The organism is Pseudomonas sp. GXM4 (genome assembly GCF_008923895.1).
GTDB lineage: Bacteria > Pseudomonadota > Gammaproteobacteria > Pseudomonadales > Pseudomonadaceae > Aquipseudomonas > Aquipseudomonas atacamensis.
This window is the reverse complement of the sequence record NZ_WBRZ01000342.1, coordinates 1-5,085: the sequence shown is the minus strand read 5'-3', so window position 1 is coordinate 5,085 and position 5,085 is coordinate 1. Positions and strand designations below refer to the sequence as shown.

The 5,085-nt window shown below is 58.8% G+C and carries 5 protein-coding genes; 2 read left to right on the top strand and 3 right to left on the bottom strand.

The window, feature by feature from the left end:
* Positions 1 to 65 precede the first annotated feature (65 nt).
* The 3 genes from F8N49_RS25480 to F8N49_RS25470 are packed head-to-tail and all read right to left on the bottom strand — an operon-like array spanning position 66 to position 3,043.
* Positions 66 to 362 (bottom strand): helix-turn-helix domain-containing protein, encoded by a 297-nt coding sequence (locus F8N49_RS25480; protein ID WP_016772794.1) that lies wholly within the window; start codon positions 360 to 362, stop codon positions 66 to 68.
* 18 nt (positions 363 to 380) lie between these two features.
* A complete protein-coding gene (locus tag F8N49_RS25475; RefSeq protein ID WP_071173889.1) occupies positions 381 to 875 on the bottom strand; it encodes a YgjP-like metallopeptidase domain-containing protein in 495 nt (164 codons plus the stop codon).
* Between the two features lie 44 nt (positions 876 to 919).
* A complete protein-coding gene (locus F8N49_RS25470) occupies positions 920 to 3,043 on the bottom strand; it encodes a bifunctional diguanylate cyclase/phosphodiesterase (protein ID WP_151553079.1) in 2,124 nt (707 codons plus the stop codon).
* A 312-nt stretch (positions 3,044 to 3,355) separates the two neighbouring features.
* On the opposite strand from F8N49_RS25470, the gene F8N49_RS25465 reads away from it, so the two are divergent.
* Entirely contained in the window at positions 3,356 to 4,024 is a 669-nt protein-coding gene (locus F8N49_RS25465) for a polysaccharide lyase family 7 protein (protein WP_016772792.1), read from the top strand.
* Between the two features lie 456 nt (positions 4,025 to 4,480).
* A complete protein-coding gene (locus F8N49_RS25460; RefSeq protein WP_130928264.1) occupies positions 4,481 to 4,843 on the top strand; it encodes a DUF6124 family protein in 363 nt (120 codons plus the stop codon).
* The last annotated feature ends 242 nt before the right edge of the window (positions 4,844 to 5,085 follow it).

Genomic DNA, 5,085 nt, shown 5'->3' with positions numbered 1-5,085 from the left:
GTTCGCTGGAGATCCCTGTGGGAGCTGGCTTGCCAGCGATTGCGTCAGTTCAGGCGCCGCTGGATTCAGGGGTATTCCAGCACCGCTTTTATCTGCCGCAAATTGCGCTCGATCCAGCCGCGATCAATCGCTCCCCACTCGCGAATCCGATAGCGCCCGGCATGATTGCGCGCGCCCTCTTCCTGTTCGAACTCACAGATGATGTCCAGATCGGCCAGCGCGGCAATCGTGTCCTGCGCCGTGCGTCGCGGCATGCCGGTGACTTCGGTCAGCGTCGGCACACTCGGCGCCAGGCCGCTATCGATCAGATAAGCCACGTACAAACGGCGATAGAAACTGCTTTTGGTCTTGCTGACGTCCATCCACACCTTCCTGATTGGTCAAGCCTGCATATCCCGCCACGTCAGGTACACACGCAGATCGAACTCGATCTGGTGATACCCCGGCAGCATGTGCTCGCACAGTTTATAGAACGCCTTGTTGTGATCCGATTCCTTGAAGTGCGCCAGCTCGTGCACCACGATCATTTTCAGAAAATCCGGCGCGGCGTCCTTGAACAGCGCGGCGATGCGGATTTCCTTGTTGGCCTTGAGCTTGCCGCCCTGCACCCGCGACACCGTGCTGTGCAGACCGAGCGCGCGGTGGGTCAGGTCGAGGCGGTTGTCGAACAGCACTTTGTCGATGGCCGGCGCATTGCGCATGTACTGCTGCTTGAGATCCAGCGCGTAGCTGTATAAGGCCTTGTCGCTCTGCACGTCGTGTCGCCCTGAATAGCGCTGATCCAGGTATTCACCCAGGCGCCCTTCAGCTATCAGTTGGCGCACCTGATCCTGCAATTGTGCGGGGTAGGCCTGGAGGTACTTCAACACAGTCATGGACGAGCGACGCGGTTCGAAAAAGGTCCGCCAGTGTAGCGAATTCAACCGGGCAACGCGCTCCAGTCAAACGGTTCGACGAAGCTGACCGCGTCTTCGGCGATCAACGGCCGCGCGACGAGGAAGCCCTGCACGTATTCGCAACCATGGGTTTGCAGCCACTGATATTGCTCGAGGGTTTCCACCCCTTCGGCAATCACCAGCAGACCGTATTGCTTGCACAGATCGATGACCATGCGCACCAGCACCGCATCGCGTGGCGAGTCCGGCAGGCGCGCGATCAAGTGGCGGTCGAGTTTCAGCGTGTCCAGTTCCAGATCGCGCAGATGCGCCAGCGAGCACGGCCCCGAACCAAAATCATCCAGCGCCACGCGCACCCCGAGATGACGCAGCAGCCGCAGTTGCTTGCGGGTTTCGTCCGGGTTTTGCATCAACGCTTCTTCGGTGACCTCGACTTCCAGTTGCCGCGGTTGCAACGCATGGCGTTCCATGACCTGTCGCAGTTCGGTGACCAGATTCGGCAGGCCGAACTGGGTATTGCTCAGGCTCACGCCGAGCACCAGATCATCGGCGAACTGAGCTTCCCAGGCTTTGCGCTGGCCGGCGCCACGGTGATAGATCCAGCTGCCGAGGCGACTGATCAAGCGCGCCTCTTCCAGCAACGGCAGAAACAACCCCGGCGGCACATCGCCGACGCTCGGATGCTGCCAGCGCAGCAACGCTTCGAACCCGCGAATCTGCCCGCTGCCGATCGCCACCTGCGGCTGATAGACCAGATTGAAATCGCGGTTCTCGATGGCCTCGCGCACGCTGTCTTCAAGCATCAGACGCGAACGTGCGCGGCCGTTCATTTCATGATCGTAGAAGCGATATTGCTGACGCCCGGCACGCTTGGCTTCGTACATGGCAATGTCCGAAGCGCGCAGCAAGCCGTCGAGGTTACGGCCACAGTCGGGATAAGTAGCGATGCCGATACTGGCGCCAAGAACGATATCCAGGCCTTCGATCTGCTGACAGACCGATACCCGTTCGATGAGTTTTTCGGCGATCTTCGCCGCTTGCTCGGGAAACTCCAGATCCAGCAGCGCGGTGAATTCATCGCCGCCCATGCGCGCGAGAATATCGAACGGCCGCAGGCACGCCTTCAGTTGCTCGGAAACCCAGCGCAACACGCGGTCGCCGGCGTCATGGCCGAGGGAATCATTGACCCGTTTGAAGCCATCGAGATCGAGGTAGAGCAGCACCCAACTGCTGTCGCTGCGTTCGCCGCGCAACAACAGGTTTTCCACGGTCTGGTAGAACCCGCGCCGGTTGAGCAGCCCGGTCAGCGGATCGGTCACCGCCTGGAACTCCAGTTGCTGGTGCAAGTGACGCACCACCGACATGTCCAGCACCGTCACCACCATCGCGTGCTGCTCCGAGGGCAGCGGCGCGCAGGACAACGCCACCGGCACTTGCTGCCCGGGCGCAGTACGCAACAACGCATCATGCAGGCGCAGGGTTTCACCGCGTTGGTAGCCGGCGTAGAACTCGGAATCGGCCCACAACGGAATGTGGGGCTTCTGCAGGAAATCGAGAAACTCCTTGCCTTCCAGATCCTTCACCGGCGCATTGAGCAGTCGCGAAATCGCCGGGTTGGCAAAGCGGATCACGCCGTCCTCGCTCAACACCAGAATGCCTTCGGCGGCGTTGTCCAGCACCGAGGCATTGAAGGCGCGCGCCACTTCCAGGTCATGACTGAGGCGTTGCAAGGCACGGCGATTGCGCTGGTGCTCGAGCAACGCCTGGACCTTGGGCTTGAGAATTTGCGGATCGAACGGCTTGAACAGGTAATCCACCGCGCCGCTGGCATAGCCCTTGATCACGGCATCCTGGGATTGCTCGTTGGCGGTGAGGAAAATGATCGGTGTCAGCCGCGTGCGCTGGCTGCCGCGCATCAACCGCGCGACCTCGAAACCGTCCATGCCGGGCATCTGCACATCGAGCAGAACCAGGTCGATGTCGTGTTCGAGCAAAAGGTTCAGCGCCTCGAAACCCGAGGCGGCGGTCATCACTTGCCAATCCTGACGCTGCAGCAACGCGCGCATGCTGATCAGATTTTCGGGGTAATCATCGACGATCAAAAGGACCGAGCTGCCTTCACCTGGCTGGGGTTGCGCGCATTCCATGCTGCTTCTCTTATCGGGACCGGTTGCCGGCAAAACCATAGACGTACTGAGTCTTCACTCTAGACGCGGATCGGTGAAAGCAGAAGCTGTCATCCCGCCATCATTTAAACAATGCTCAACCCAGCCGACTAACGGTCACCGCTACAGCCCCCGAAAACCGGGCGGGATGGCATTTCGACAGGACTTTGACGTCAAGTAATCGCCGGGCGGGCATTAACAAAAATTGCCGCTACGCTTATAAAGACGCCCGAAAACGCGCGGGCTAGAGCTTCTGGCACCGGCGTTCCGGATGAATTGATTGGAAGAACCGTCATGATCGACCTCGCAACCTGGAACCTCAGCGTTCCTGTTGGCAGCCCGCCGTACACCGTCGAAACCTCAAAACTGGTGGATGGCTTCAAGGATCAGTACTTCCATTCCGACACCGGCACCCTGTTCTTCTGGTCCCCGGTGACTGGCTCGAAAACCGAAAACGCCATTTATCCGCGTACCGAACTGCGCGAAACCTACAGCAACGGCACCCTGCGCAACTGGTACTACCCGGACGCCGACAACCTGCTGCGCGCCACCCTCGCGGTGAACAAGGTGCCGAGCTCGGGCAAGATCGTCATCGGCCAGATTCACGCGTACGAGAGCCAGCGGCCGATGGTCAAGCTCGAATATCAGTACAAGGAAAAAACCCAGACCGGCAATCTGGTGATCAAAGTGCGCATGCGCCCGGACGACGCCGAAAGCCGCGTCATCACCCTAGCCACCGGCGTCAAGCTTGATCGCGAATTCAACTACCTCATCCACTTGAGCCCCGGCGGTGCCCTGGGCGTGAGTGCGGCGGGGTATCAATGGGACTCACAGATCAGCGCGACCTGGCGCGACAAGCCGCTGTATTTCAAGGCTGGGGTGTATGTGCAGGACAACACCGGGTATACCAGCGAAGGTGGGCAGGTGACGTTTACCAAACTGGATATTGATCACGACAAGTAGCGCAAATCCTACTGTAGGAGCTGCCGGAGGCTGCGATCTTTTGATCTTGTTTTTGATTCTAAAAAGACAGAATCAAAAGATCGCAGCCTTCGGCAGCTCCTACCTTTAAACAGCGCTGTTTAGAGCTGTCAGCGGTTACTTCCGGATGCCTACAACAGCTTGCGTCGTTGCCTACCACTACGCCAGAATTCGCCGGCTTGTGCGCCTGGCGGGCCATCGGTAACTTGATTCGCGTCACTGATTTTCAGTGATCGGGTTTAGTAGCCCGCGGTTTCAAGCGTGATGCACAAGCATCTGTCAGTCGGGGATTTCGATTCCTGCGCTTGATGGCAGCTGTGCGCAGGGCACCTTCGGGTGCGCCGGCTTGCTCGAAACCCCGGTCTACTAACCTGCGTACAGTTGCCTCCACTTTGATTAGTAGCCAGAGCGGAGGCACTCCAATCAGGTTTCGAGCAAATGACTAAATCAACGCCACACCCGCCGGTCACCGACCCGGCCTCGCCATACGAATCCCTCGACTCAAAAAAACTCAACGACGCCGCCGAACGCGCCCTCGACCACTACCTCAACCCCGCCGCCCTTATCATGGCGAGCACCAACGAACCCGAGCCCATGTACTTCGCAAACCCGAAATACAACACCGAATCCCTGCTGGCCAACGCCAGCGAAACCTTGGGCTCAGCCAGCGTCATGCTCAACAACTTCGCCGCGATGCTCGACAACTCGCATCGCAAAACCGCGCTGGGGATCGCGCAGGTCGTCATGCTCGGTGAACTGGCAGTGAATCAGGCACTGGATCACGTTGAACTGAAGGAGTAGTCACTGATAAAGGACTCTTCGTCGACGAGCTCACCGTCAATCCAGCAGTCATGCCCACGCTTGAAGAGATAGCGGAAATATTTGTTTAATTACGCCCACAAAAAACCCGCCTCTCCAGACTGTGTGAAAACCTAGCAATCTGCGCAGCGCTCAAAGAAAATGCTCCGTATCGAAAGATACGGAGCATTTTTCGTTATGGCCTACATCCAGGGACAGTCCCGCAGCCAGACCAGCCTGTTTCC

Excerpts from the sequence above, each read along its gene's own strand:
- F8N49_RS25480 (WP_016772794.1), bottom strand. The coding sequence starts at position 362 with ATGGACGTCAGCAAGACCAAAAGCAGTTTCTATCGCCGTTTGTACGTG.
- F8N49_RS25475 (WP_071173889.1), bottom strand. The coding sequence starts at position 875 with ATGACTGTGTTGAAGTACCTCCAGGCCTACCCCGCACAATTGCAGGAT.
- F8N49_RS25470 (WP_151553079.1), bottom strand. The coding sequence starts at position 3,043 with ATGGAATGCGCGCAACCCCAGCCAGGTGAAGGCAGCTCGGTCCTTTTG.
- F8N49_RS25465 (WP_016772792.1), top strand. The coding sequence starts at position 3,356 with ATGATCGACCTCGCAACCTGGAACCTCAGCGTTCCTGTTGGCAGCCCG.
- F8N49_RS25460 (WP_130928264.1), top strand. The coding sequence starts at position 4,481 with ATGACTAAATCAACGCCACACCCGCCGGTCACCGACCCGGCCTCGCCA.